Raw genomic sequence first — 26,187 nt, 5'->3', positions numbered from 1 at the left:
TTTAATTGCAAGCAACAACCATATTTTACATCATTTTAGCTTTATTAGTAAGTATTGTTATTTCATATTTTCAATATTTTTACAAGAATAAAAGCAAGCACAAAGTAAATATTCTTCTTTTTTCACTAAAAAGTATTTCGATTTTTATTTTACTCGTATTATTTATAAATCCTAAAATTAATACTAAATCTTACAAAAATGAAAAGCCGAAACTATCAATTTTAGTAGATAACTCTAAATCATTGCGTTTTTTTAAAGATGAAAATAAATTAGAGAACGTACTTAGCAAGCTAAAAACTAATGAAAAGCTACAAGGTAAATATAATATTGAAACATTTCTATTTGATAAAAAATTAAAAGTATCTGATTCTGTAGATTTTAAAGGAAATGAAACCAACATATACAAATCTTTAAAAGCATTAAATCAATTAAATAAAAAGGAAAATGCGCCAATAATTCTATTATCTGATGGAAACCAAACAATTGGTAATGATTACGAGTTTATAAATTCTAAACAAAAAATATTTCCGGTAGTATTTGGGGATACAACTAAGTATAAAGACTTAAAAATTAGTCAGATTAATGTAAATAAATATAGTTACATAAAAAATAAATTTCCTGTAGAAGTAATTTTAAACTATGATGGTTTAGAGTATGTGAACTCAATATTTAAAATTTATAGCAATGGTAAAACTGTATTTTCAAAGAAAGTAAAATTCAACAAAAATGATAATTCAAAAATAATTACAACAAATTTAACTTCTTTAAAAGAAGGTGTTAATTATTACACTGCAACTTTAGATAAAATTGAAAACGAAAAAAATACTCGAAATAATAGAAAAAACTTTTCTGTTGAAGTTATAGACGAGCAATCTAAAGTACTAATTTTATCCTCTATAAAACATCCAGATATCGGTGTATTAAAAAAAGCAATTGAAAGTAACAAACAAAGAAGTGTAACACTCGAATACAATATTAATAAAAATATTGAATTAAATGATTTTCAATTAATTATACTATACAATTTAAATAATAAATTTAAATCTATTATTTCATACATAAAAGCTAATAATCTAAATTTTTTATTGATCAATGGCATAAATTCTGACTGGAATTTCATCAACAAACAACAATTTGGTTTTTCTAAAAAAGCAATTAATCAAACTGAAAATTATGCACCAATTTTAAATAATTCTTTTTTAACTTTTTTACAAAAAGATATTGGTTTTAATGAAATGCCACCATTGGTGGATAAGTTTGGAGAAATTACTTTTTCTAAAAATTATCAAAGTTTATTATTTCAAAATATCAACGGATTGAATACAGAGCAACCACTAATCTCATTTTTAGAAGAGAATAACCAAAAAATTGGAGTAATTTTTGGAGAAGGTTTATGGAAATGGAGAGCATCTAACTATCTACTAAATAATTCGTTTACAGAATTCGATCAATTTATAGGTAACATTGTTCAATATTTATCTTCTCAAAAGAAAAGAGCACGATTAGATGTAAATTCAGAAAACTTATATCCTGCAAATTCATTAGTAAATATAACAGCATTTTATACAGATAAAAATTACAAATTTGACGCTAGAGCAGCTTTAGAAATTATAATAACCAACAAAGAGACTAAGAAAAACACAAAGTTACCTTTCTCTTTAATCAACAACTCTTATCAAGTTTCTTTTGAAGATCTTGAATCTGGCGATTACACCTACAAAGTTTCTGTATTAGGACAAAAAATAAATAAATATGGTAGTTTTAAAATAACTGATTATGAGGTTGAAGAGCAATTTACAAGCGCTAACGTAAAAAAATTAGAAAAGTTAGCTAAAAAAACAGGAGGGAACCTATATCATAAAAATAACCATCAACAGTTAATTAACGACTTGTTAAATGATTCTTCTTATTTCACAACACAAAAATCTATTGTAAAAGAACAAAATTTAGTCGATTGGAAATGGATACTTTTGTTAGTTGTCATTTTATTTACATCAGAATGGTTTATTAGAAAATATTTCGGTAAAATTTAATTCTACCTTATAGATTGTGATTCCTAAAGTTATATCGTAAATTTGACTTTAAATTTAATCAAAATAACAAATGGCAAATAATCAAATGGATATAAAGTTTCCAAAGGGTGGAGTATTCTTCGTAATTCTTGCAGTTGCTGCATTAATTTTATTCTCAAAATCTACAGTTACTATCGGACCTGGTGAAGGTGGTGTGATTTTTGAAACTTTAGGAGATGGTATTAATACTGAAAAAACGTACGGAGAAGGATTTCATATTGTGGCTCCTTGGAACAAAATGATTGTAAGAAAAGTACGTCAGCAATCTATTTCTGATGAAATGAATGTACTTTCTGTGAATGGATTGGAAGTTAAAGTAAACGGTACTATTTGGTATGAACCAGAATTTTCTAATCTTGGTAATTTAATTAAAACTAAAGGAGAAGATTACGAAAGAGAATTACTAGACCCAGCAATTAATGCTGCTGCTAGAAGTGTTGTTGGTAGATATACACCAGAACAATTATACTCTAGTAAAAGAGATGTTATTGAACAAGAAATTTTAGACGAAGTTAAAAACGTTTTAAAAGATCAATATTTAATTGTAAAAAGAGTTTTAGTTGAAGATGTGAAATTACCAACTACCATTAGAACCGCAATTGAAACTAAATTAAAACAAGAACAAGAATCATTAGAATATGAATTTAGGTTAGCAAAAGCTAAAAAAGAGGCAGAAAGACAAAAAATTGATGCAGAGGGTAAAGCTGTTGCAAATAAGATTTTAAGTGCTTCTTTAACCGATAAAATTCTTCAAGAAAAAGGAATTGAAGCAACTTTAGAGTTATCTAAATCTAGTAACAGTAAAGTTGTATTAATTGGTGCAGGAAAATCTGGAATGCCAATTATATTAGGCAATCAATAAGAAAATATTTCTAAACATTTTGAATAAAAAATCCAGCTTAATGCTGGATTTTTTTTGCTTATATATTTCTTCTTTCTATTAAAATACTGTTAAAGAGAATTTAAAATGTAACAAATATTAAAATATGGCGTCTTAATAATATAGATTAGGTTTAAAGTTTTCGGGTAATTATAAATTTAATCATCAAAAATAGAATTTAAAAATAACTAAGCCCTAAAAAGTTTAGTTTGTAATTAGTTTTTTAATAGTTGATTAAGGTTAGAAATCGTTGGTTTCTGGCCTTTTTCATTTAAGACTAATTCTTTTTATCTGGAATTTTGTTACGCTCTATTTTTCCCTTTTTTAAGGCTTTATAATTTTCATAACAATCTAATACTGCTTCAATCATTTGTAAATCTGATGCTTTTTTAATAAAATATTCAGAATAATTACAATCGGTTAATAACTCAGACAATTCTTGTCTATCCATGTCTAAATATTCCATCATAACTTCTCTATCAAACTTACCAGCAAGCATTTTACGCAAGTCGTCTTCTTTTTTTAGTTTCTGAAGCTTTCGAAGTTGTTTTGGTTTTTTTCCGAATAAATTATACAAGAAATCTACCGGTTGAAACAAGGCAGCAACAGGAGATGAAAAGTTTTTGGCTTGTGGTTTACCAACCTCATAAGTTTGTTGTAGACCATTAATATGTATTCTTGTAAATCTATCTTTAGGCACTTGTTTTACATCAATTTCTAAAACACCTATTAATTTTGTAGAGCGAATTATAACTTCTTTTACACTTTCTGGTTTTTCATAAAGCGCAATTTCTAACTCGTTTCCTTTAAGTAAATCGTTTGTAACTTTTAATTTAATTGAAGTAAACCCTAAGTAAGAAACCAAAATAGTATCATTAACTTTTGTTGGTAATTCGAAAAAACCTTTATCATCAGTAATAGTTCCACTAACTGTATTTAGATTCAAAACATGGGCCGCACTTAAGACTTTTTTATTTTCGGCGTGTATAATTTGCCCTTTTAAAACTTTAGTACGTAAAGTGTCTGCTTGAGAGAATGTGCTTAAAGAGGCTAAAAAGCACAAGATTATAATCAGTTTTTGCATAAAAACAAAATTAATGATAATCCGTTATACTTTGGTTAATTATTTGTGAAAGAAGTTATTTTAAATCAATTTGTGCGCACGAGAAGATTCGAACTTCCACTTTCTTACGAAAACAACCCCCTCAAGGTTGCGCGTCTACCAATTTCGCCACGTGCGCAAATTAATATAAAATAAAAAAGTTAAGCTTTCGCTTAACTTTTTTGTGACCGGGCTGGGGCTCGAACCCAGGACCCTCTCCTTAAAAGGGAGATGCTCTACCAACTGAGCTACCAGGTCTTTTTCTTAAATCGGTTGCAAATATACTATCAATCATTGGATTTATTAGCATAAAAATGATTTTTTTTTATCGATATTTGTAAAAAAATAAAAATAATGAAAATTATACTGTTAGGATACATGGCTTCTGGAAAATCAACAATCGGTAGAGAAGCCTCTAAAAAACTGAATACTAATTTTATAGATTTAGATGATTACATCTCTAACAGAGAAAAAATGACAATTTCAGAAATCTTTAAAAATAAAGGAGAAATCTATTTTAGGATAAAAGAAAACAAATATTTAAAAGAAATTTTAGATTCTGAGGAAGATTTTATACTTTCTTTAGGAGGAGGAACACCTTGTTATGCCGGTAATATGGATTTAATTAAAGCGAGTACAGCTACATCTATTTATATAAAAGCAAGCATAAAAACTTTGGTAGATCGTCTTAAGAACGAAAAAAACACAAGACCTCTTGTATCAGAATTAAATGATGACAAATTATCTGAATATGTTGCTAAACATCTTTTTGAAAGACGTTTTTTTTATGAGCAAGCAAATACAACTATTAGCTCAGACAACTTAACAAGTAAAGAAGTAGTTACAGAAATTGAAAAATTATTAAACTAAATACGCTAAAGAACCATCGTTATTAAACTCTACCTGAACATGTTCTTTAATAGAAGTTGATAACGAAATTCCTTTAAAATCTGCTTTTACGGGATATTTTTTATGATTTCTATTTACCAAAACTGCTGTTTTAAACCTTTTTAAAGGAACTTCTAAAAAATGTTTAATACCATAAATTAAAGTAGTACCAGAATTTAAAACATCATCAACTAAAATAAGAGGTTTATTCTTGTAATCTTCTACAGAAATAGAAGTTGAAACAGGTAGCAAAGGTTGTTTTTTATTGATATTGACTTCACAAAGTATCACTTTTAATGAAGAAATTTCTTCTAAAATAGTGGCTATTTTTTTTGAAAAAACGAAACCATTACCTATAATTCCAGCAACTACAACTTCACTTTCAGAACTATTGCTTTCATAAATTTGATACGCAATTCTTCTAATTTTCTGATTTATTTGAGTGTTATCTAAAATAATATTATTTTCTGCAATCATTACTCTTCTGTTGTATAATCTTGATAATTATCTATATCTCTTCTATCTTTTTTCGTTGGTCTACCAATTCCTTTTTTCCTATAGTAATCTTTTGCATATTTTAAAAGTTCTGTTTTTTCGAACTCTTCTTTTGGTGTCACATCTTTTCGATATTGATCTACCAATTTTGCGCCAACTCTACTTTCTGGTAAATTTAAAACTTTTATTTGATAATTTATCTGATTTTTACGAACTACAATTAATTCGTTACCAAAAACTTCTTTAGATGGTTTTATACTTTTACCATCTATCTTAACTTGCCCTTTTTTACATGCTGTTGTAGCAATACTTCTTGTTTTAAAAACTCGAGTACACCACAAATATTTATCAATTCTCATAAAATAAGTTAAAATATAATTTTTGTCTTTTTACAAAGGTATAAAAATGGTAAATTGCACGCTTAAATTTTTAAGTTAAATGAATAAAATAAAAAATATTTTCTTTCTTCTTTTATTAGGAGTGATAGTAATGTATTCTTGTGATGATGATAATAACGGTTTTTTTAATCCGTTTGCAGACATTAATTATGAAGAATTAGCAATAAAAGATAACGATTCTATTGTAAAATTTTTAAAGAACAATTATTACGACACTGATTTAGATTCTGTAAAAACATTAGTAAGTGGTAAAACTTCATTATTTGAAGATAAAGATAAATTAAAATCATATAAAGTTACAGAAAATGATATCGAACATACTTTATATGTTTACACAATAGAACAAGGTAAACCTTCACCAGTAAAAGGAAACCCAACAGTAATGGATTCTATATATGTAAAATATTCTGGTCAAGCTTTTGCAAATACAGAATTGTTAACTTCTAATTTTGATAGAAATGACACTGGAACATGGTTAACTTTAAATGCCGTTATTGATGGATGGAAATATGGTTTTACAAATTTTTTAGGAGGGGAATTAAAAAAAGATAGTAATGGCGGAACACTTAACGGACCAATTACATATTTAAATACAGGTAAAGGAATTTTATTTATTCCTTCTGGATTAGCTTATTCTTCAATTGACACTAATAATTATACAAGTAGTTTAGTAGACACAAATTTGATGTTTTACATTGAGTTATTAGATATCGTAGAAGATACAGATCATGACAATGATGGTATACCTTCTATTGATGAAGATGCAGATGGTGATGGAGATCCTACAAACGATTTTAGCGATAATAGCAATCCTGCTTTACCAGATTATTTAAATCCTAATGTATAGTTAGATTTTTTACAATATTTAAAAAAGCTCTTGATTTCTCAAGAGCTTTTTTTGTACAATTTAAACTGAATTTTAATAGTTATAAATTAGTTTAGAGTAAAGATAGAGTAATCTTAATTTTGAATTTATAAAGCTCTATAAAAACACAATACAACCAACTATTTTCAAAATAGTTCTAACCAAAAAAAAGTCCTTGTAAATACAAGGACTTTTTAATATTGATTGAAATATATTATAGTTTTAAAGATAAACCAAAAATAATTTGATCTGTTCTATTATCTACAGTTACGTTAGCAAAATTAGCTTCTGTTTTAGATAAACCTCTTTCCCAACGCACATCAATACCAATTCTACCTAACTCTATACCAGCTCCCATTTGCAAACCAACAGAAAACTTATCAAACTCATCTGTAGTTAATCCAGAAAAGCTAAAATCATCTTCTATTATATATTGAAAAGAAGGACCAATAAAAACATTGGCAACACCTAAAAATTTCTTTCCTAATAAAACAGGAACGTCTAATTTCTTGTATTCATATTCTGAAGTAGCGTCATTAGTATCTGTGTATTCGTTTTTTACTTGTGTAAACACTAGTTCTGGTCTTATGTATAAACCAATTAAAGGTAATTTACCACGAAACCATAAACCTGCATGATAACCAGATCTAGATTCGCCACCTCTAATAACATCGTTTCCTGTTGATGAGAAAGTTGCATCACCGTTATTATTATAGTTTATACCTCCTTTTAAACCGAAATCGATTTGTGCATTTGAAGTTTGACTAAAAGCAAAAGCCAAACACATCATTAAAATTACTTTTTTCATGTTTTTTAGATTTATAGTTTGTTAATGTTAAACGAAATTATTTTCTAGAAATTACTTTTTTAACAGCTTTTACAACTGCAGTAGCATCTAAACCATATTTTGCCATTAATTGTTCTGGTGTTCCAGATTCTCCGAATGTATCATCCGTAGCAACAAATTCTTGCGGAGTAGGAGCATTTAAGGCTAAAGTTCTAGAAACACTTTCACCTAAACCACCTAATTTATTATGTTCTTCTGCAGTAACAATACAACCAGTTTTAGCAACAGATTTTAAAATAATATCTTCATCTAAAGGCTTAATTGTATGAATATTTATAACTTCTGCAGAGATACCTTGTGCTTCTAATTGTTCTGCTGCTTGCAAAGATTCCCAAACTAAATGCCCAGTTGCAACAATTGTTACATCTGTACCTTCAGTTAATTGAACTCCTTTACCAATTTCAAATTTTTGATCTGTTGGCATAAACACAGGTACTTTTGGTCTACCAAAACGTAAATAAACTGGCCCATCAAAATCTGCAATTGCAATTGTTGCAGCTTTTGTTTGATTATAGTCACAAGTATTTATAACTGTCATGCCTGGTAACATTTTCATCAAACCAATATCTTCTAAAATTTGGTGTGTAGCACCATCTTCACCTAAAGTAACACCTGCATGAGATGCACAAATTTTTACATTTTTACCAGAATATGCAACAGACTGACGAATTTGATCATAAACTCTACCTGTAGAAAAGTTTGCAAATGTACCTGTAAAAGGTATTTTACCTCCAATAGTTAAACCAGCAGCAATTCCAATCATATTTGCTTCTGCTATACCTATTTGAAAAAACCTTTCTGGGTTTTCTTTTATAAATTGATCCATTTTTAAAGAACCAATTAAATCTGCACATAAAGCAACCACATTTGGGTTTGTTCTTCCTAGCTCTGTTAATCCGTCACCAAAACCTGAACGTGTATCTTTTTTTTCTGTGTACGTGTATTTTTTCATTATTAAGTTGTAAAAATTGTTGTGTTGTAAATTTTGGTAAAAATAAACTTTTATTTGTCTTTAGGAAAAGAAAACGAAGATTAGAATTCGTTCTTTTTAACATAATACTCTTAAAACTATAAAAAGACTAAAATCAATCTTAAAATTATAGCTTCATTAACTCATTATAAAGTTTTTGAACTGGCAAACCAACTACGTTAAAATAACTTCCTTCTATTTTTTCTATACCAATAAAACCAATCCATTCTTGTATGCCATAACTACCAGCTTTGTCAAATGGTTTATAATTTTTGATATAATATTTTATTTCATCCGAAGTTAAATTTTTAAAAGTAACTTTAGTAACATCATTAAATATCTTTTGAAAACTATTGGTTTTTAAAGAAACAGATGTTATCACTTTATGCTCTTTTCCAGACAAATTGCTTAACATTTTAAATGCTTCATCGACATCTTTAGGCTTACCCAATGCTTTGTTTTCTAGCCAAACAATAGTATCTGATGTAACTAATAAATCGTTATCTTTTAAGTTTTTGAAAGCTTTCGACTTTAAATCTGCTAAATAATCGGTAATTTCTTCTGCTATTAATTCCTTCGGATAAACCTCGTTAACTGGCTTTAATTCTATTGAAAATTCTATTTCTAAGTCTTTAAAAAACTGTTGTCTTCTAGGTGATCCAGAGGCCAGTATAATATTGTATTTTGATAATTTTTGTTGAATCATGTGCTTAATTTAAAACAAATTTAATACTATTTATACATTTTAGTTATAGGAAAATCGTTTTTTGATATGAGTTCAAATTAGAATCTTAAAGACAACTTTTTCGCTATAAGTATTCTTAATTTTACATCAGAAAATTTAATTATAAATTAAAAAATGTAAGAGATTATGACTATAAATTTTGAATACCACGATGTAGAAGCTAGCGAGAGATTAGAAGAATTTACAAAAGAAAAATTAGAACATTTATACAAAAAGTTTAATATGATTGTTAGAGCAGATGTGTTCTTTAAAACAGAAAATACAAGTTCTGATGAAACCGGAATGATATGTAACATCCGTTTAAGTGTACCAGGGCCAAGGTTATTTGCAGAGGCTACAAACAGTAATTTTATGAATTCTATATCAGAATCTATTAAAGAACTAGACAAACAATTAACAAAAAAGAAAGGTAAAATGGCAACTTATTAAAAAGTCGTTTAGAATTTCAATCAAAAAAAAAAGAATTATGAAAAAATCATATTTATTACAAAACTTTAATAATATTACAGATTTACCTTTAAACAACAGAGTTGTAATGGCGCCTATGACAAGAAGTAGAGCAGACAACGACCAAAATGTTGCTACCAAAGATTTACAAGGTTTGTATTATAAACAAAGAGCATCCGCAGGTTTAATAATTACAGAAGGATCACAAGTTTCTAAGCAAGCTGTTGGTTACATTAATACTCCTGGAATTTATAGCGAAGCGCAGACAGAAGGTTGGAAAAAAGTAACTGAAGAAGTACACAAAGAAGGCGGTAAAATATTTATTCAGTTATGGCATGTTGGTAGAATTTCTCATCCAGATTTTCATAACGGAGCATTACCATTAGCACCTTCTGCAGTTAATGCAAATGTGCAAGTATATACGCCAGAAGGAGAAAAAGATACAGTAACACCAAAAGAAATGTCTTTAGAAGACATCAATCAAACAGTTTTAGATTTTAAAAATGCAGCCAAAAATGCAATGGCTGCTGGTTTTGATGGTGTAGAAATACATTCTTCTAATGGTTATTTATTTCATCAATTTTTTAACGAAGAATCTAACATTAGAACAGATGAATACGGTGGAAATGTAGAAAATAGAACTCGATTTTTCTTTGAAGTTTTAGACGCTGTTAAAGAAGTTGTTCCTGAAAGTAAAATAGGTGTACGATTTAATCCGTCTTTAAACGGGATCTTCGGAATGAAAGTTACAGAGAATTCAATTCCGACTTTCGAGTACCTTTTATCAGAATTAAACGATTATAATTTAGCCTACGTGCATTTATCAGAACCTTTTACAGATGTTTCTGATGTGCCACATGCGGTTACAAACATAGCAAAACATTTTAGACCTATTTATAATGGAACTTTAATGATTAATGCCGGTTTTGATGAAGCGTCTGGAAATAAAATTATAGAAGATGGTTATGCCGATTTAGTAGCTTTTGGTAAACTATTTATTTCGAATCCAGATTTAGTAGAGCGTTTTGAACAAGATGTAGATTTAGCAGATTGGGATAACAATACTTTTTACACAACTGGTAAAAAAGGATATACAGATTATAAAAAAGCTACGGTAGATGTAAGTGAAATTAAAAGATAAAAAAATGATTAAACCAAGACAAGTAGTACCCGATTTAACTATTAACTTAGTTAACGACACAAAATGGAATTTAAAAGATCAAAAACCAGAAAATTTTATTTTGATATTTGTTTACAGAGGAAAACACTGTCCGGTATGTAAAAAACAATTAGAACAAGTAGAGAAAAAGATAGCAGATTTTAAAGAAAGAGGCGTAAACTTAATTGCAATTAGCGCCAACACAGAAGAAGTTGCAAAAGATACTTACAAAGAATGGGAAATAGAAAACTTACCTATTGGATATGACTTTTCTATTGAAGAAGCCAGAAAATGGGGATTGTTTATTTCTAACGGAATTAGTGATAAAGAACCAAAACAATTTATTGAACCAGGTTTATTTTTAATTGATAAAGAGTATAAAATGTATTGGCAGTCTATACAATCGATGCCTTTTGGACGACCTAATTTAAAAGATGTTTTAGGCGGAATAGACTATATTTTGAAAGAAGGATACCCTGCTAGAGGAGAAGATTAAATACATTTAAACTTCCAATATCTATAAAATGATATTGGAAGTTTTTATATTACACCAAATTATAACAGCGTGCATTTAAAAAGACTTATTAAAGATTTACCTAGTTTGTTAAAAAAAACAGGCACAAATTGGCTTAATAGTGAACCTTTTGAGCTTAGTGCTATTGTTGCTTATTATGCTATTTTATCTTTACCTGCATTACTAGTTATAATTTTAAATTTAGTTGGTAATGTCTGGGGCAAAGAAATTGTACAAGGAGAATTGTTAGATGAAATAACCAAAGCAGTTGGTGTACAAACTGCCGAGTCTATTAGATTGATGATGTTAGATAGAGGTGATGAAAGTGTTTCTATTTTTACAACAATTATTGGTTTTGGAACATTATTTTATGGTGCAACAGGTGTTTTTTACCAACTACAAGCTGCATTCGATAAAATCTGGAAAACCCCAGAAAACAAACAAGAAAACGGTTTTATAAAAATGATTTTTAGCAGAATAAAAAGCTTTGGGTTCATTTTAATAATAGGTTTTTTATTATTGATAAGCTTTGTGTTAACAGCTTTAATTAGCACTTTTAATAAAAGAATCGAGAAATTCTTACCAGAAAGTTTATTCGAACATATTTACATTATAGATTTTTTAATGTCTGTTATTTTTATTTATGCACTTTTTGCAGCAATGTTTAAATACTTACCAAGCATTACTGTAAAATGGAGAGCTGTAAAAATTGGTGCTGCAGTAACCGCTATCCTTTTTGTAATTGGAAAATTTTTAATGGCTTGGTATTTTAATGAAATGGAACCTGGCTCAACCTACGGTGCGGCAGGTTCTATTATTTTAATTATGCTTTGGGTTTCATACTCTAGTTTAATTCTTTTTTTTGGTGCACATTTTACCAAAGTATATGCAGATACTTATTTTATAAAATAAACTTCTAATTTGTAAATAAGATTATTTACAGAATTATACACTTTAAGCAAGAAGTCTAACTATCTTTGTGGCCTATTTAATTCTACAAAACTGCAGTAATGGCAAATCATATTAAAGATCAAAAGGAAATTTTACAAAAACTGAATATTAGTCAGTTAAATCCGATGCAAGAGGAAGCTATTGCTACAATCAAAAAAAATACAAATACAATTTTATTATCTCCTACAGGAACTGGTAAAACATTAGCTTTTGCTTTACCTTTATTAGATTTTTTAAATCCAGAAATAGAAGAAATACAGGCGTTAGTATTGGTTCCGTCTAGAGAATTGGCTATACAAATAGAACAAGTTATTCGTTCTATGGGATCTGGATATAAAGTAAATGCAGTTTACGGCGGAAGACCCATGTCTAAAGATAAAATAGAATTAAAGCATTTACCAGCGATTTTAATAGGAACTCCTGGTAGAATATCAGATCATTTTGCAAATGAACGTTTTTCAAAATCATCTATTAAAACTTTGGTTTTAGATGAATTTGATAAATCTTTAGAAGTAGGTTTCGAATATGAAATGAGAGGTGTTATCAATCAATTAACGGCTTTAAATAAAAGAATCTTAACTTCTGCAACACAAGGTGTTGAAATTCCTGATTTTGTAAGAATGGATAAACCAAATACGGTAAACTATCTTAAAGCCACAACTTCTAAACTTCAAATAAAAACAGTTGTATCGCCTGCTAAAAATAAGCAAAACACACTTTTACATTTATTGAATCATTTAGGCAATCAGCAAGGAATCATTTTTTGCAATCTAAAAGACAGTATCAATACTGTGAGTAATTTTTTAGAAAGTAAAAATATTAAGCATGGTTGCTTTAGTGGCGGAATGGAGCAAAAAGATAGAGAAAGATCTTTAATAAAATTTAGAAATGGTACCAATCAATTATTAATTGCCACAGATTTGGCTGCAAGAGGAATTGATGTGCCAGAAATGAAGTTTATCATTCATTATGAATTACCAAGTGCCGTAGAAGAATTTACACACAGAAATGGTAGAACAGCTAGAGTTTCTGCTAAAGGAACTGCTTATGTTTTAAAATGGAAAGATGAAAGAGTACCCGATTTTATTAAAAATATTGAAGTAGCAAACATATCTAAACAAGCAGAAAGAAAAGCTGTTTTTTGGGAAACACTATTTATTTCTGGTGGAAGAAAAGACAAAATTTCTAAAGGTGATATTGCTGGTTTATTTATAAAACAAGGTAAACTAACTAAAGATCAACTTGGTGTTATAGAATTAAAACAAGATTGTGCATTTGTTGCTGTTCCTGCAAGTTTAACTTCTGGTTTAGTAGATAAATTAAACAACTCTCGTTTAAAGAAGAAAAAAGTTAGAATTTACGAAGTTTAATTTTTTTTTAATTTTAAGTTTCATTTTATCCATCAGAATTAAAAATAAAGAAACCTAACTACGGCAATTATATAAACTAAAAACAGTAGTACATTTGCATAAAATATTTTTTTATGTTAAAACAGTTTTCCGAATTAGGAATTAATAATGAATTACAAAAGGGTTTAATAGATTTAGAAATTTCTAAGCCTACAGAAATTCAAGAAAAAGTGATTCCTATTGCATTAAATAATAGTGAAGACATAGTTGCTTTGGCTAAAACTGGTACTGGTAAAACAGCTGCTTTTGGCTTGCCATTATTACAATTAATAGATACCGATAATTCCAATATACAAGCTGTAATTTTAGCACCTACAAGAGAGTTAGGCCAACAAATTGCCTCTAATTTAGAAGCTTATGCTAAATTTTGCTCTTCAATTTCTATTGCTACTATTTGTGGCGGAATACCAATAAAACCACAGATAGAACGTTTAAAAAAACCAACTCAAATTGTTGTTGCAACTCCTGGTAGACTTGCAGACCTTGTAAAAAGAGAAGCAATAAACATAAAAAATATTTCTTACTTTATTCTAGATGAAGTAGATGAAATGGTTAGCGCTTTAAAAGAGGGTTTAGACAATATCATTAAAGAAATTCCTAAAAATAGAAGAACTTTCCTTTTTACAGCTACAATGCCAGGTTCTATTAGACAAATGGTAAATAACTACATGTCTAAAAATGTTGTTCAAATTGAAGCGAATATGGCTACAATGGGGCATCAAGGAATTAATCATAAATATGTAGTTGTAGAACCGATAGAAAAATTAGAGGTTTTACTTCATTTTTTAAATTCTAAATCGGGCAAAAGAGGTATAATTTTTTGTAAAACTAAAGCTGCAGTAAATAAATTAGCCAAAAAATTAGCGATAAATAAATTTTCTTCTGGTGCGTTACACGGTAGTTTAACTCAAGGAATTAGAGATCGAATAATGGATCAATTTAGAGAAGGACATATTGATACATTAGTAGCTACAGATTTGGCTGCCAGAGGTATCGATGTTAAAGATTTAGCGTATGTTGTAAATTACCATTTACCAGATACGTATGATGCTTATGTTCACAGAAGTGGAAGAACGGCTAGGGCAGGAGCTAGCGGATTATCGTTATCTATCATTCAAAAGGAAGAAGAAGAAGATATTACAGATTTTGAAAGAGAATTAGACATTAGGTTCGATACTTTTAAAAAAGCAGATGCTAAAAGTATTGAAGAAAATAATGCTTTAGTTTGGGCAAATAAAATTTTTAAAACAAAACCTAACCGTTCTATAGATGAAGATTTTAAAGCTCAAATTAAAACCATATTTCACCATTTAACTAAAGATGAATTGGTAGATAAAATTTTAGCAAACTATTTAGCTAATACAAAAAACAGTGCATCAGAAACCACAAAAAACAAAAGAAAATAATAGTTTTAGTATTTTATGGGCAAAGAAATCAAAGAGAATAAAGAAGTTGCTGTTTGTATAGAAACTATTCAGAATTTATTAAAAGATACAAATCAACTTTTCGAATTACCAGAAGCACAAAGAATTGCTCTTTTTAAGGTTGCTGGTGAATTGTCTAGACCAAATAGAGACGAGTTTCAGCGAAGACGAAAAGATGCAAAAAAAGCTGCTAAACGTAAAAAAATTGAAAGTGATAAACATGCTAGAAAATCTACCGGAATAAGGTCTGCTAGAGAAGCTACATTATTTGTTGCTCCTAAATTATTAAGTGCAGCTCAAATAGAAAAAGACACACCAGAATTAGAGTCTCCAAGAAACTGTTACGTATGTAAAACAGTGTATACTAAATTGCATCACTTTTACGACACAATGTGCACCGAATGTGGCGATTTAAACTATGCTAAACGTTTTCAAACTGCAGATTTAAAAGACCAAGTTGCTGTAATTACAGGTTCTCGTTTAAAAATTGGATATCATATAACCTTAATGTTATTAAGATCTGGTGCAACAGTTGTTGCAACTACTAGATTTCCTGCAGATTCTGCAATTCGTTTTTCTAAAGAAGAAGATTATAAAGATTGGAGCCATCGTTTACATATTCATGGTCTAGATTTAAGACATATACCGAGTGTAGAAATCTTTTGTAACTATATAGAACAAAAATACGATCGTTTAGATATTTTAATCAACAACGCGGCTCAAACCGTAAGAAGACCTTCTGGTTTTTATTATCATTTAATGGAAAATGAAAAAAAGCCGGTAGATCAATTACCTAAATTAGCACAAACGCTGCTAAAAGATCATGAAGCTTGTTTAGAGGAATTGTCTAGTTTAAGTGTTTCTACAAACAAAACGAGTAAAAATAACGTTTTACCCGTAACATGGCATGGTCCAGAACCAGGAATTGGTTTGCGTAATTCTGCAGAATTATCTCAAATACCATATAGTTTTGATAATTCTTTACAAGCAGCAGAAGTTTTTCCTGAAGGAAAATTAGATGCAGATTTACAACAAGTAGATTTAAGAAAAACCAATAGTTGGCGTTTAAGATTGGGTGAGATTGAAACAACCGAAATGGTAGAAGTACAGTTGGTAAATGCTGTAGCTCCTTTTGTTTTATGTAACCGTTTATCATCTTTAATGATGAAAGAAAATACGGGTAAAAAACATATTATTAATGTTACGGCAATGGAAGGGAAGTTCCATCGATTTAAAAAAGAAGATAGACATCCTCATACAAATATGGCTAAAGCCGCATTAAACATGTTAACACACACTTCTGCATCTACATTTGCTAAATCTGGTATTTATATGAACGCTGTAGATACAGGTTGGGTTACAGATGAAGATCCGGCAGAATTATCAAAAAAGAAAACAGAAATTCACGATTTTCAACCACCACTAGACATTGTTGATGGTGCTGCAAGAGTTATGGATCCGTTAATTGACGGAATAAATACAGGAAAGCATTGGTGTGGTAAGTTCTTAAAAGATTATTTTCCTATCGATTGGTAAAACATTTTTTTAGATATTAAACATAAAAAAGCCCATCTTAAAAGATGGGCTTTTTAAATTTAAAGAAATAAACTTTACTTATTTGATTTACTTAGTAAACCTCCTTTTGCACTGTCTACCGTAATTGTAAATTTAGAATTTCCTTTTACAATCCATCGTACTTTAACAACGCCGTTACCAGGTATATTTCTTACTCTTAATTTAGCCGGATTTACCTTTTGTTCTTTGTTAACGTTAAAATCTTCGTTAGAAACAATCATACCTGCAATTACTTTTACACCAGAAATTGATATATAATCTGGTCTTGTAATATTGTATTTTAAATCTTGACTAGCATGCGTTGGCATTAATCTATCATTTTTAATTGTAGCTGTAATTTCTTTTAAACCACCACTCATTTTCTTTTCAGATATATTAGAAATTGATAAATTAGGCATATGTTGTGCGTGATAAAATGTAAATGCCATATTTCTATGTGCTTCTTCTTCTAACATAAAACCAGGTGTTGCTCTTCCAAAATTCTTTTTAAAGCCACCAACTTCTATTTTTCCGTATGTTGGATGATCAAACTCTTTCCATGGTGTAAAAGCATCTCCCATTAACAGCTCTTTATCAAAATCATACGTTTGATTTCTGTCTCTTCCTTGTTTTTTATAGTACGCAAAAGAAGTAAAAATTTCATTTGTAAATGTGTAAATCCCTCTACTACCATAAAACCAATCTAATTCGCCACCAAATACCGAGTATAAGTCTTTATACACAGTTAAATAACGATAACCAGGTAACATTTTTTCTCCTTTTTTACCAATAGCATCATAAATTCTGATGTCTTCTCTATTGTATGTTGCCAAATCTTCTTGTGCACCAGGACCTCTTAAAATCATTCCGCCAGAGTTATGAAAACTTTGTGCACCAGCAATATTAGGATGCGCTAAAACAAAATCTGCAACGGCTCTTGTTTCTGGTAACGAAAAAGGATGCTTGTAAGCACCACGCTGAATATAATCTGGTTGCCATTTCCAACCCCAATCTCTATTTGGATCGTAATAACCATGTGTATCTTCATTTATTCTTCCATCACCATCATTATCAATTCCTTCATTACCAAGGTATTCATATCGCTGAGTTGTAACTACATCATCTGGCCCAATTGCAATCATTTTTCTAGGATCTAAAGGATCTACAATATAATTACCATCATCACTTTTTCTTCTCATTCTAGTAATAGAACCATCACCATCAATATCATCATAACCATCCTCATCAAACTTACCGTCTCTATCATCATCCAAAGGAATCATACCAGATCTTGGGCTACTTCCGGTATTTGCTTCTTTCATAAAGTCGTTTCTTGCATCAGGATTTATAGTTGGTACAATGTAAAATATACGATCGTTTAACATATTTGTTATGTACTCGTTCTCATTAAAATTTTCTGTTAAATACCAAGCTGTGTAAATACTTATTTCTCCTCCTTGAATTTCATTTGAATGGATGTTTCCGTCTAAATAAAAACCCGGTTTTCTATCTGCTTTTCCTTCTTTGTAATTTGTAATTGCTAACATCCAAATATCTTTACCTAAAGCAGATTTACCAATTGATTGCCTTTTTACTAAATTAGGATGCGCATCAGCAATTTTTTTACTTAATGCAGCTAAACCTTCTGATGTATAATATCTATTAAAAGAAATTTGAACTTTTGGATTATGAGGTGAACCCGCAGCTCTAAAAACTTCTGAACTATTTTGTGCACCAATTGCTAAAGGAAATAAAAATAATAGCAACAATGATTTTAATATATTTCTATTGAATTTCATCTTTTCTAATTTTTATTTATTTCAATTTTATTGTTACAGAATCTACACCTGTATGCGATGTTCCTGCTTCTAATGTTACACTACCATTCCCTTTTATTAACCAAGAAAATTGTACAGAACTGTCACCATCTATACTATTTAATAATGTAATTTCTTTTCCGCTAATAATTTCTTGATTCTTTTTTAAACCTATGGCGACTTTAATTTTTCTTAACCATCTAGATCTTTTACCCATTTCTGTATGTGTTGGTAATAAACCGCTATTGTGCACGTCTACAGTAATTCTTGTAATTCCGTTTCCTACAGCTTCTGATGTTAAATTTTGAAGTGTAATATTAGGTTGAATTTTTGCCAATTCTATAATAAAATCTGTATGCTTCTTACTAATATCTGCCACTAATTTATATGGTGGATTTATCATTTTATAAGGAGCAATACCACCAACTTCTACTTTTTTATTAGGAAAATCTGGATGAGAAACCGTTGTCCAATCTACAAATGCATTTTTAATATTTTCTTTTTCTGCCCATCTTAAGTAATTCACTACTTTATTTTTTGATGCTTTTTTAGCAGAATCTTTTACTTGAGGCACCCACCAACCCGGAGTTGACAATGCTAGTTTACCAAAATGAAAATAAGACCATTGGAAAAAATCACCTCCTTTGCCTTTAGAACTAGGAGCATTTTTAGCTTTAATAATTTTGTTATACTTATCTGATAAAAACTTATTTAAAGCTGCGTCTTCTTTTAAAACACTAGTTACAACTCGTTTTTTGGCACCAGAAGCACTATACTTTAAAGGTGTAGATAAATTGTTTTCTGGCCCTAATGTTACAATGGCAAAAATATTCCATCGATCGTATAAAAAAGAAAGTAAATCTCTATTTTCTTTTTCAGAAACAGGATGTTCTCCGGCACCAGGTGTAAAATATTGATAATTATAGCTAAAATTTTTGTTGAATAAAATTCCGCCTTTACCATCTTCATTAAAAGCACCATCTTTATCATTATCAATTCCTTCACTTAACAATTTATAAGTTCCTTTTTCGCCTTTATTAATATCTGCTTTTACAAGAACTCTGTCATCTTCTTTTAATGTTGTATAAGCGCCTGTAATATCTTTTACACGCATCATGGTTATCAAACCATCATTATTTAAATCATCAAAAGAATCTTCATTTACAGCACCATCTCTATCATCATCTGTCTTTTTAGCATTACCATTTTTATAATGTTTTAAAGACGAAAAATAGTTTTCTGTAGCATTCGGACTCATGTTCGGAAAAATATAAAAAGTAGTTTTTTCTAAAACATTTGCATGATTTTTTAAAATATTATCTGCAATATTAACAGCCATTTCTGGTCCTAAAATATGAGAACCATCTACACCACTAACAATTGCAATTGCTGGTTTATTTTCTGCATTGCCTTTAGATAATGTTAATGCCCAAATCTTATGCCCACCAATTGTAGTGGTTAATGCTTCTAATTTAGCATTGGCAGCATTCGATTTTTGAAGTGATTTGATTTTTTGAGTAAGTTTACTGTAATTACGATAATCGGATTGTGCCGAAATTTGTAACGTAGTAAAACAAATAGTCATCCCTATCAAAAAGAGAGATGCTCGTTTTTTATTAAACATAATAGTTAAGTTTGGTTAATTTGAATAATTATGTTTAAATATATAGTTTTCTATATATAATGCATTCTTAAGTGTCTTTTTCAACTAAATATTAAGGATTGTTTAACAGATTTTAACATTTTTAAACTAAAAAGTTGTAATTCTTTAAAGAATTACAACTTTTATTGATTTTGTAAAGAAGTATTATTTTTGGATTGAAATAGGTTTTAACTTTATTAATCCTAAAAAATCTAGTACTTTAATAATTTGATATGTTACATCAATTTCGTGCCACTTTACACCAAAATTTGCACTACTAGCATGTTTATGATGATTGTTATGATATCCTTCTCCCATCATTAGAAAATCAAAAGGAAATAGATTTTTACTCGTATTTGTCATTTTATAATTTACGTAACCATAAATATGACCAAACCAATTGATAATAACTCCGTGAATTGGTGCCATTAAAAGTGCAATTGGTAATAAAAACCATTGCCATAACGCAGTTGTAAAATAAGCAAAAAATAAGATGTAAAAAGCAATCCAAAGTAATCTAGAAAAACGAGAACTTGCAAAGCTATCAAAGCTTTTCCATTGTGGTACGTTCTTGGTAAACTTACTATCTACTGGTATTTTTTGTTGATTTATTTGCTGATAAATTGTTTTAGTTTTCCACATCATTGCAAATAAATTAGAATCGTAAGACGGTGAGTGCGGATCTTTTTCTGTGTCTGTATATGCATGATGCATTCGATGCATTATACCATAACCATAAGCGCTTAAATAACTAGAACCTTGAAAAAACCAAGTTAAAACAAACGTAACTCGCTCCATGGTTTTAGACATTGTAAAAACCTGATGTGCAGCGTATCGATGTAAAAAGAAAGATTGAAAAAATAAGCCTCCGTACCAAAGAATTACTACAAATAAAACTATAATCATTAATGTTTTTTTGCAAAGATAGATTGATATCAAAAGCAAAACAATGAACCCAAATCAATAAAAAATTATACTCTTTTTCTTATTCTACTTAGGGCTTGCGCTGTTACACCAATGTAAGAACTAATATATTTTAATGGTATTACTTTTAACAACTCTGGTCTTTCTTTAAAAAGCTGTAAATAACGTTCTTCTGCTGTTAAGTTTAGTAAATTTTGTTCTCTTTTAGATTTTATTAAAAAAAGTCTTTCTGCTGTTAACCTACCAATTAAATTACCAATTTGTGTAGTTTTATAAACTTCTTGTAAATCTTTATACGTAATGCTTAAGATTGTAGTTTTTGTAAGCGTTTGTAATTGATATAAAGAAGGTCTTTGTGTTAAAAAAGAATCGTAAGCACTTACAAACTGATTTTTAAAACTAAAACCAAATGTAATTTCTTTTTCTGGATTTTCTTTGGGAATAAATAACCTAACAACACCAGATTCTATAAAAGAAATATGATTTTCTATTTCGTTGATTTTTAAAAAAGTGGTTTTCTTCTGGATTACTCTTCGCTGTAATTTAGAGGTAAAGAAGTTCCAATCTTTATCAGAAATGTCTGCAATTTGATTGATGTATTCCTTTATTTGATCCACTTTTTTAAATACTTAAAATTAAATACAAAGATAAGCTTCTTAGCATTAATCTTAATAGAGTAGGAGGTATAAATTTTTAAATTCCTGCGGCATATAATATCAAGAAAACACCAATCATAATTCCCGCTAAAGGCACTAGTTTTTTACGTTTATTTTTTTCTTTGAATAAAATGCCTCCAATAACTACCGCAATAATTAACTGACTTCTTTTAATTGCTGATAAAAGCATTATCAAAGCTTCTGGATCTTGTAAGGCTTTAAAATAAAAATAATCTGCAGCTTGTAATAATATACCAACACCAATAATAGTGTATCTAAATTTAAACGCCTTTCTTTTTTCGGAATACGGAAACCAAGTTACCGCTAAAATTATCAACAAAATGAACACCGTGTAAAAACAAAACCAGAATTGCAATGTCTGCGGATTCAATAACAAACTCTGAATTAAAAACTTGTCATATAAACCACTCGAAGCGCCTAAAAAAGTAGCACCAATAATAGCAAATATCCATTTGTTCTTTTTAAAAATAATTCCTTCTTTTTTACCAACTCTAGAATAAAGAATTACAGAAAATATAATTAAAAAAAAGCCAATCCATTGTAAAAAAGTAGGTTGTTCATTATAAATTATAATAGCGCCAATAAAAGTAAAAAAAGGTCCTGCAGATCTAATAGGTGCAACAATTGTTATTGGTAAAAATTTTAACGCTTGATATGCCAATACCCATGAAGCGGCCATAATCATCGATTTTATAAAAATGAATCCATGAGTTTTTAGCGGAATTGAAGTGATGTAAAAACCAATTTCTTTTGTGTAATCGGGGTAAAAGATTGATAGAAAATAAAAAGGTAAAAGCACTAAAAAACCAGAAGCTATTGTACCAAATAATACCGGAAAAACCTCATTACCTTGTACTGCATGTTTTTTACATAAATTATGTAATCCTAAAAAAAGTGCAGCCAATAAACCTAAATACATCCACATGGCGCGAAGATAGTTTTTTGAACTATTTTATTGAAAATAATTGCATAAAAAAAGGTTGCCGTTAAACGGCAACCTTTATAATTTATTTCTGTTTAAATTATTTTAAACTTTCTAATAATTTTTCTGCTACTAACTCAGAAGAAGCTGGGTTTTGACCTGTAATTAAATTACCGTCTTGAATTGCATAAGCAGCCCAATCTTCTTTTTTAGAATAGATTCCGCCATTTGCACTAAGCATATCTTCAACTAAAAATGGTACCACAGAAGTTAATCCAACAGCATCTTCTTCAGTATTTGTAAAACCAGTTACTTTTTTACCTTTAACAAGAGGTTCTCCGTCTGTTCCTTTTACGCTTTTTAAAGCAGCAGGAGCGTGGCATACAAATGCTACAGGCTTCTCTTGAGAATTAAACTTCTCTATCAAAGCAATTGAAGTTGCATCATTTGCTAAATCCCATAATGGTCCGTGACCACCAGGATAAAATACTGCATCAAAATCATCTGCATTCATATCAGACAACTTTTTAGTGTTCGCTATTTTAGCTTTTGCTTCTTCATCTTTGTTAAATCTATCTGTGTCTTCTGTAGCAGCATCTGGTGCATCACTACTTGGATCTATTGGTGCAGCTCCTCCGTTTGGTGTTGCAATTGTAATGTTAGCACCTTTATCTAATAATGTATAATATGGGTTTGCAAATTCTTCTACCCAAAATCCTGTTTTTTTTCCTGTATCTCCTAATTTGTCGTGAGATGTAAGTACAAATAATACGTTCATATTTTTATTTATTTTAGTTTTTATTGATGTTTCAGAATCATTTTCTGAAGTTTTTTTTGATATTTTATCTTTACAACTTGATGCCGTAACAATAGTTAACGCGATGGCAATAGTTTTTAGTAATTTCATATTAATAAGCCATTTTTACAATTTTTTCAACTTTTTCTGGAGATAATGTTTGATGTTCTCCTAAACCTGTCCAACCACGATCTGTAAAACGTTGCGCAATTTTTTCTGCAGTACCTTCATACTCTTTTGTATAATCAGATAGTTTTGTATCAATACCTAAATTATTAAAAAATGCTTCTGTTTTAGTAATCGCTTCGTATGCTTTATCATCTGTACTACCTTCGGTAATTCCCCAAATTCTTTCTGCATATTGTGCTAACTTTTCTTTTTTATCTTCAAAGTTAAACTTGTAATGGCTAGGTGCAATAACTGCTAACGTACGTGCATGATCTATACCAAATAAAGCTGTAAGCTCATGTCCAATTGCATGAACTGCCCAATCTGTTGGCACACCTTTTTGAATTAAACCATTTAAAGCCATTGTACAACTCCACATAAAATTAGAAGCTGCTTTGTAATCTGTAGGATCTTCTAATACCTTAGGAGCAATTTCTATCAGTGTCTGTAAAATACTTTCTGCAAATCTATCTTGCAATAATGCACCAACAGGGTATGTCATATATTGTTCTAAAACATGTGTAAATGCATCTGTTAAACCATTAACTAATTGACGTTTAGGAATAGAAGTTATTACTTGAGGATCTAAAATCGAAAAAACAGGAAATAAACCAGGACCACCCATGGCTAATTTTTCTTTAGTTTCTTCTCTAGTAATTACAGCTCCAGAATTCATTTCAGAACCCGTTGCTGGTAAAGTTAAAACAGTTCCAAAAGGCATTCCTTTTTCTGTTCTAATATTTTTAGTTAAAATATCCCAAGGTGTTTTGCCATCATAAACTGCTGCTGCAGATAAAAATTTTGTTCCATCTATTACAGAACCACCACCAACAGCTAATAAATATGTAATATTTTCATCTTTAATAACTTTTAAGGCATCCATTAGCTTTGCATATTCCGGATTTGCAGGAATACCTCCAAACTCAGTAACATCAACATCCGCTAAAGCAGTTTTTACTTGTTCATAGATTCCGTTTTTCTTAATACTTCCACCTCCGTATAGCATTAATACTTTTGCATCCGCAGGAATTTCTTCTTTGATATTTTTTATTGTGTCTTTACCAAAAATAATTTTGGTAGGATTTTTAAAATCGAAATTATTCATTTTTCTTTTTTTTGGGTTGATACTTCGTAATGATAAATTACTACTCTATAACAGTTACTAAATCTTTCATTGGCTTTCTAACTTTAACTAAGTTTACCAACCAATCTTCATCTTCTTTTCTATAACCTAAAGGCAATAAAACTGCACTTTTTAAACCTTTTTCATTTAGGTTTAAGATTTCATCTACTGCAGCAGGGTCAAAACCTTCTAAAGGTGTTGCGTCTACGCCTTCATAAGCAGCAGCAATAATTGCGTGTGCAAAAGCAATGTATGCTTGTTTTGCAGCATGATTAAAGTTTTCGTCTGCATCTTTTTGCGGATAAGAACTTAATAACATTTGTCTGTAATTTTCCCATCCTTCGTTTTTAAAACCACGAATTTCGTTAGTTAAATCGAACATATAGTTAATTCTTTCTTCTGTATACGTGTCCCAAGCAGCAAAAACTAAAAGGTGAGAACAGTCTGTAATTACAGATTGATTCCAAGCAATTGGTCTAATTTTTTCTTTAATTTCTTGATTTTTTACAACAATAATTTCAAAAGGCTGTAAACCACTTGATGTTGCTGCTAATCTAGAAGCTTCTAAAATTCGCTCTATTTTATCTTCAGATACTTTTTCACCGTTCATTGCTTTAGCGGCGTATCTCCAATTTAATTTATCTAATAATTCCATGTTATTTTAATTTATATCTATTTGTTTATTTGATCACTTTTATACTGTTCCATGCCGATTCGTAGGCGTCATCTAAATGCGTTTCATTTAAAGTGAACGAACCTCTTTTTTGAGAAATCATTAAAAATGATAACGGATTTATTGCATACGCATACAATAAATAATCTGACATTGGTTTGATTAAATTTTGTTCTTTTCCTCTAGTCCATAAGTCGAGTAGGGGCTGTAAATGTTTAATTCCTTCAATTCTACTTGGCTCATCAATCATTGGTGTGTTGTCGCATTGTGCTAAAAACATTGCATTTTCACATTCTTTTAATTTAAACTCTGCAATTCTGTGCCATATCAATTTAAATCCTTCTTCTACAGGCATATCTGCATGGTAATTTTCGAAAGCGTAATCTGTATATTTTGCTTTCACTTCTATGTACGTTTTATTTACCAAGTCTTGTTTATTCTCGAAATATAAGTAGATCGTTGCAGGAGAAACCTTAGCCATTTTAGCTATTTTACTCATAGGTGTTGCATGAAAACCGTTATTGTTAACCAACTCAATTGTGGCTTTTATTAACGCGTTTCTTTTATCTATGCTTTTCTGAAGTTTTACCATTGTTTTCTAATTACGATGTAAATATAGTAAAAAAATGAATGTTCATTCTTTTTTTTTAACAAAACTTAACATAATACTTAATAAACTGATAACTAAACCCTAATAACCGATTTTATAAACGGGTATTTATACG

26 protein-coding genes and 2 tRNA genes are annotated in these 26,187 nt (G+C 29.5%); 11 read left to right on the top strand and 17 right to left on the bottom strand.

Annotation, left to right across the window (positions count from 1 at the left end):
- Window positions 1-5 precede the first annotated feature (5 nt).
- Complete coding sequence (locus BXQ17_RS03525; protein WP_254712404.1) at window positions 6-2,033, top strand: VWA domain-containing protein; 2,028 nt, start codon at window positions 6-8, stop codon at window positions 2,031-2,033.
- Between the two features lie 70 nt (window positions 2,034-2,103).
- Window positions 2,104-2,934: a prohibitin family protein gene (locus tag BXQ17_RS03520; RefSeq protein ID WP_077809310.1), complete on the top strand. Its 831-nt coding sequence runs from the start codon at window positions 2,104-2,106 to the stop codon at window positions 2,932-2,934.
- Between the two features lie 295 nt (window positions 2,935-3,229).
- Here BXQ17_RS03520 and BXQ17_RS03515 read toward each other — a convergent pair whose 3' ends face one another.
- From BXQ17_RS03515 to BXQ17_RS03505, 3 genes are all read right to left on the bottom strand, one after another.
- Window positions 3,230-4,036, bottom strand: a complete 807-nt coding sequence (locus BXQ17_RS03515) for a carboxypeptidase-like regulatory domain-containing protein (RefSeq protein WP_077809309.1) — start codon at window positions 4,034-4,036, stop codon at window positions 3,230-3,232.
- Between the two features lie 73 nt (window positions 4,037-4,109).
- Window positions 4,110-4,193, bottom strand: a tRNA-Leu gene (locus BXQ17_RS03510).
- 46 nt (window positions 4,194-4,239) lie between these two features.
- A tRNA-Lys gene (locus BXQ17_RS03505) sits at window positions 4,240-4,312 on the bottom strand.
- A gap of 96 nt (window positions 4,313-4,408) precedes the next feature.
- Here BXQ17_RS03505 and BXQ17_RS03500 point away from each other — a divergent pair.
- A complete protein-coding gene (locus BXQ17_RS03500) occupies window positions 4,409-4,924 on the top strand; it encodes a shikimate kinase (RefSeq protein ID WP_077809308.1) in 516 nt (171 codons plus the stop codon).
- Here the strand turns inward: BXQ17_RS03500 and BXQ17_RS03495 are convergent.
- Both BXQ17_RS03495 and BXQ17_RS03490 read right to left on the bottom strand, forming a co-directional pair.
- Entirely contained in the window at window positions 4,916-5,419 is a 504-nt protein-coding gene (locus BXQ17_RS03495) for a phosphoribosyltransferase domain-containing protein (protein ID WP_077809307.1), read from the bottom strand. The two genes, BXQ17_RS03500 and BXQ17_RS03495, sit on opposite strands and share 9 nt — an antisense overlap.
- Window positions 5,419-5,796: an RNA-binding S4 domain-containing protein gene (locus tag BXQ17_RS03490; protein ID WP_077809306.1), complete on the bottom strand. Its 378-nt coding sequence runs from the start codon at window positions 5,794-5,796 to the stop codon at window positions 5,419-5,421. The genes BXQ17_RS03495 and BXQ17_RS03490 overlap by 1 nt, the downstream gene beginning before the upstream one ends.
- 79 nt (window positions 5,797-5,875) lie before the next feature.
- Between BXQ17_RS03490 and BXQ17_RS03485 the strand changes: the two genes are divergently transcribed.
- Entirely contained in the window at window positions 5,876-6,682 is an 807-nt protein-coding gene (locus BXQ17_RS03485) for an FKBP-type peptidyl-prolyl cis-trans isomerase (protein WP_077809305.1), read from the top strand.
- Between the two features lie 232 nt (window positions 6,683-6,914).
- On the opposite strand, the gene BXQ17_RS03480 is transcribed toward BXQ17_RS03485, so the two are convergent.
- The 3 genes from BXQ17_RS03480 to BXQ17_RS03470 all read right to left on the bottom strand — a co-directional run bounded on the left by BXQ17_RS03480 (window position 6,915) and on the right by BXQ17_RS03470 (window position 9,223).
- Complete coding sequence (locus tag BXQ17_RS03480; protein WP_077809304.1) at window positions 6,915-7,508, bottom strand: porin family protein; 594 nt, start codon at window positions 7,506-7,508, stop codon at window positions 6,915-6,917.
- Window positions 7,509-7,545: 37 nt separating this feature from the next.
- Window positions 7,546-8,499, bottom strand: a complete 954-nt coding sequence (locus tag BXQ17_RS03475; RefSeq protein ID WP_077809303.1) for a transketolase family protein — start codon at window positions 8,497-8,499, stop codon at window positions 7,546-7,548.
- A gap of 145 nt (window positions 8,500-8,644) precedes the next feature.
- On the bottom strand, window positions 8,645-9,223 hold the full coding sequence (locus tag BXQ17_RS03470) for a Maf-like protein (RefSeq protein ID WP_077809302.1): 579 nt from the start codon (window positions 9,221-9,223) through the stop codon (window positions 8,645-8,647).
- 165 nt (window positions 9,224-9,388) lie between these two features.
- On the opposite strand from BXQ17_RS03470, the gene raiA reads away from it, so the two are divergent.
- The 7 genes from raiA (at window position 9,389) to BXQ17_RS03435 (ending at window position 16,702) form a co-directional block, all read left to right on the top strand.
- Window positions 9,389-9,691, top strand: a complete 303-nt coding sequence (gene raiA, locus BXQ17_RS03465) for a ribosome-associated translation inhibitor RaiA (RefSeq protein ID WP_077809301.1) — start codon at window positions 9,389-9,391, stop codon at window positions 9,689-9,691.
- 37 nt (window positions 9,692-9,728) lie between these two features.
- Entirely contained in the window at window positions 9,729-10,850 is a 1,122-nt protein-coding gene (locus tag BXQ17_RS03460) for an alkene reductase (protein WP_077809300.1), read from the top strand.
- Window positions 10,851-10,854: 4 nt separating this feature from the next.
- Window positions 10,855-11,364 carry a redoxin domain-containing protein gene (locus tag BXQ17_RS03455; RefSeq protein ID WP_077811341.1) on the top strand — a complete coding sequence of 170 codons (510 nt, stop codon included), beginning with the start codon at window positions 10,855-10,857 and terminating at the stop codon, window positions 11,362-11,364.
- Between the two features lie 69 nt (window positions 11,365-11,433).
- The gene (locus BXQ17_RS03450; protein WP_077809299.1) at window positions 11,434-12,294 is read left to right on the top strand and encodes a YihY/virulence factor BrkB family protein; all 861 of its coding nucleotides are present in this window, start codon (window positions 11,434-11,436) and stop codon (window positions 12,292-12,294) included.
- 98 nt (window positions 12,295-12,392) lie between these two features.
- Window positions 12,393-13,703: a DEAD/DEAH box helicase gene (locus tag BXQ17_RS03445; protein WP_077809298.1), complete on the top strand. Its 1,311-nt coding sequence runs from the start codon at window positions 12,393-12,395 to the stop codon at window positions 13,701-13,703.
- 113 nt (window positions 13,704-13,816) lie between these two features.
- Complete coding sequence (locus BXQ17_RS03440) at window positions 13,817-15,148, top strand: DEAD/DEAH box helicase (protein ID WP_077809297.1); 1,332 nt, start codon at window positions 13,817-13,819, stop codon at window positions 15,146-15,148.
- A 15-nt stretch (window positions 15,149-15,163) separates the two neighbouring features.
- Window positions 15,164-16,702 carry an SDR family NAD(P)-dependent oxidoreductase gene (locus BXQ17_RS03435; protein ID WP_077809296.1) on the top strand — a complete coding sequence of 513 codons (1,539 nt, stop codon included), beginning with the start codon at window positions 15,164-15,166 and terminating at the stop codon, window positions 16,700-16,702.
- A 74-nt stretch (window positions 16,703-16,776) separates the two neighbouring features.
- Here the strand turns inward: BXQ17_RS03435 and BXQ17_RS03430 are convergent, their stop codons facing one another.
- From BXQ17_RS03430 to BXQ17_RS03390, 9 genes are all read right to left on the bottom strand, one after another.
- Window positions 16,777-18,519 (bottom strand): M14 family metallopeptidase, encoded by a 1,743-nt coding sequence (locus BXQ17_RS03430; protein WP_077809295.1) that lies wholly within the window; start codon window positions 18,517-18,519, stop codon window positions 16,777-16,779.
- 16 nt (window positions 18,520-18,535) lie between these two features.
- Window positions 18,536-20,161 (bottom strand): M14 family metallopeptidase, encoded by a 1,626-nt coding sequence (locus BXQ17_RS03425; protein WP_077809294.1) that lies wholly within the window; start codon window positions 20,159-20,161, stop codon window positions 18,536-18,538.
- Between the two features lie 183 nt (window positions 20,162-20,344).
- Window positions 20,345-21,085 carry an acyl-CoA desaturase gene (locus BXQ17_RS03420; RefSeq protein WP_077809293.1) on the bottom strand — a complete coding sequence of 247 codons (741 nt, stop codon included), beginning with the start codon at window positions 21,083-21,085 and terminating at the stop codon, window positions 20,345-20,347.
- A gap of 65 nt (window positions 21,086-21,150) precedes the next feature.
- A complete protein-coding gene (locus BXQ17_RS03415) occupies window positions 21,151-21,720 on the bottom strand; it encodes a Crp/Fnr family transcriptional regulator (RefSeq protein WP_077809292.1) in 570 nt (189 codons plus the stop codon).
- 76 nt (window positions 21,721-21,796) lie between these two features.
- Window positions 21,797-22,705 carry an EamA family transporter gene (locus BXQ17_RS03410; RefSeq protein WP_077809291.1) on the bottom strand — a complete coding sequence of 303 codons (909 nt, stop codon included), beginning with the start codon at window positions 22,703-22,705 and terminating at the stop codon, window positions 21,797-21,799.
- A gap of 97 nt (window positions 22,706-22,802) precedes the next feature.
- Complete coding sequence (locus tag BXQ17_RS03405) at window positions 22,803-23,609, bottom strand: type 1 glutamine amidotransferase domain-containing protein (protein ID WP_172830888.1); 807 nt, start codon at window positions 23,607-23,609, stop codon at window positions 22,803-22,805.
- A gap of 1 nt (window position 23,610) precedes the next feature.
- On the bottom strand, window positions 23,611-24,771 hold the full coding sequence (locus BXQ17_RS03400; RefSeq protein ID WP_077809290.1) for an iron-containing alcohol dehydrogenase: 1,161 nt from the start codon (window positions 24,769-24,771) through the stop codon (window positions 23,611-23,613).
- A 40-nt stretch (window positions 24,772-24,811) separates the two neighbouring features.
- Window positions 24,812-25,444, bottom strand: a complete 633-nt coding sequence (locus BXQ17_RS03395; protein WP_077809289.1) for a nitroreductase family protein — start codon at window positions 25,442-25,444, stop codon at window positions 24,812-24,814.
- A gap of 25 nt (window positions 25,445-25,469) precedes the next feature.
- Entirely contained in the window at window positions 25,470-26,054 is a 585-nt protein-coding gene (locus BXQ17_RS03390) for a TetR/AcrR family transcriptional regulator (protein WP_077809288.1), read from the bottom strand.
- Between the last annotated feature and the right edge of the window lie 133 nt (window positions 26,055-26,187).

The sequence above is a fragment of the Polaribacter sp. BM10 genome (genome assembly GCF_002005425.1).
GTDB classification, from domain to species: Bacteria; Bacteroidota; Bacteroidia; order Flavobacteriales; family Flavobacteriaceae; genus Polaribacter; species Polaribacter marinaquae.
Note: the sequence above shows the minus strand (reverse complement) of the source record. Positions and strands in the feature narration are given on the sequence as shown.